Here is a 1,818-nt window from a genome sequence, read left to right on the forward strand (position 1 = left end):
GCGGCTCTGTCCCGCATAGCAGTCGTTGGTTCATCTTGCGGCGAATGGCCGTTTTGAGCCCAGAGCGGACGTGCTCCGGCCCAATTGACGGGGATCATATCGCCTGACTTCTGAACGTGGTTGGCTCAAGGAGCGAGCCGGACGGTTGCACCGGCTCCGAGGTGACAGACTCATTGGGAGATAAACTATGGATACCTCCAAAGTGACGGAGTATGCGCATGCGCTTTACAGGGCTCACGGAAATAAGGCCGAGGCCGAGGCGGCACAGCGTGCCAAAAAGCACGAGGACGCTGGCGATGCGGACGAGGCCAAGCAATGGCGGGCCGTCCAATTGGCTATTCGGGAACTTCGCGGCGCCCACGAGAGTTGATCGTATTCAGCCCGACAAGCCCCGCATAGACTTTGCAAACCGCTGGGCGTCGGAGCGTCTCCTATGGAATCTCTCACACCAATCACGCTCGGTTTTCTGGGCAGTTTGATTGCCGGCCTCATGACCGCGCTCGGAGCGGTTCCGATTCTTTTTGGCGAAGTACCAAGACGCGGTACCCGTGACATGTCACTTGGCTTCGCTGCTGGCGTCATGCTGTCAGCGTCATTCTTCTCACTCATCATTCCCGCAATCGAGTCTGCGGGTGAGATGTATGGCGAGGGTGCTATCCCCGCTGGAGTCGCTGTCATTGGGATACTCGCCGGAATGGCGCTGGTTGCGGGACTGAAAGAGACCCTGCCGCACCAACACTTCAATACATGACGCGAAGGACCGGATGCGGTCGCGCTCCGCCAGATATGGCTCTTCGTTATAGCCATCACGATCCACAACTTCCCGGAGGGTATGGCTGTTGGGGTGGGCTTTGGTGCGCAAGGGATCTCCGGCGGAATGCCGCTGGCCTTGGGTATTGGGCTGCAGAATCTGCCGGAAGGACATGCAGTCGAAGTGGCGCTCATCGGCGAGGGCTAACTTTGACCTTTCGCTACGAAGTCTGAATTCCATGAAGACCAGGCGGCTGATTGAGATGGGTCAAGCGGCCATGATCCATTTGCTGTCAGGAAGGGTCTAGCGAGCCGGGCTACTCGGGCGGTGGCTCTGGAACTTGGGGAACGCCTGATGTGTTGGAGCGAAAGCGCATCTATCGCAATGGTCGGACTTGGCACTGCTGCAACCGTGGTAACGGCAGTGCGCGGCGAACCGCGCGCGATTCCAGTGGTGCTTGGGTTCTTCACCGTCATGGAAGCGCTTCAGGTGGGTGGATACTGGGTTATTGACGACTGCCAGTTAACGGCGAACCGAAATGTTACCGTTTTGTCCTATCTGCATATCACATTGCAACCTTTGTTCATAAACGCCTTCGCTATGGCGACGGCTCCGACGGCGGTTTCAAAGCCCATGAAGCACTGGGCCTATGCCTTGGCAGCTTTGGCGACAATGTTGATGCTGATGCGGCTGGTGTCGTTCAACTGGACGAGTCAATGTCCGCTTGGGGATCCTTTATGTGGGCCCGCCTTCTGCACCGTGTCGGGCACTTGGCACATCGCTTGGGAGATGCCTCTCAACGATATGTGGCGCTCGATTGGATTTCCATTTGCCGATGCAGTGCCATTTCCCTCCTATATTCTGGCCGTATTCTTCTTGCCGCTTCTCTATGGTGCATGGCGGTTTGTCGTTTTTCACGCGATCGCCGGCCCGATACTGGCGTCGCTGCTGACCGATGACCCAAATGAAATGCCGGCGATCTGGTGCCTTTTTTCAATTGGGATCGTGCTTGTAAGCCTCAGTCCGCAGATCCGAGGGAAGTTGCTTGGTTCTGCAAGGCGCGGCTT

General features: G+C 57.3%; 2 protein-coding genes and 1 pseudogene. All 3 read left to right on the forward strand.

Annotated features, from left to right (window positions below; genetic code table 11):
- Window positions 1–187 precede the first annotated feature (187 nt).
- Window positions 188–370, forward strand: a complete 183-nt coding sequence (locus BOA8489_RS19955; protein WP_093975929.1) for a hypothetical protein — start codon at window positions 188–190, stop codon at window positions 368–370.
- Window positions 371–433: 63 nt separating this feature from the next.
- Window positions 434–955, forward strand: a pseudogene (locus tag BOA8489_RS20890) (ZIP family metal transporter); the annotation flags it as partial.
- Between the two features lie 150 nt (window positions 956–1,105).
- The coding region (locus tag BOA8489_RS19965; RefSeq protein ID WP_176440395.1) for a DUF5765 domain-containing protein at window positions 1,106–1,818 on the forward strand (713 nt) is incomplete at its 3' end.

It is taken from the genome of Boseongicola aestuarii (genome assembly GCF_900184815.1).
Taxonomy (GTDB): domain Bacteria; phylum Pseudomonadota; class Alphaproteobacteria; order Rhodobacterales; family Rhodobacteraceae; genus Boseongicola; species Boseongicola aestuarii.

Coding starts and splice junctions, on each gene's coding strand:
- BOA8489_RS19955 (WP_093975929.1), top strand. CDS start 188: ATGGATACCTCCAAAGTGACGGAGTATGCGCATGCGCTTTACAGGGCT.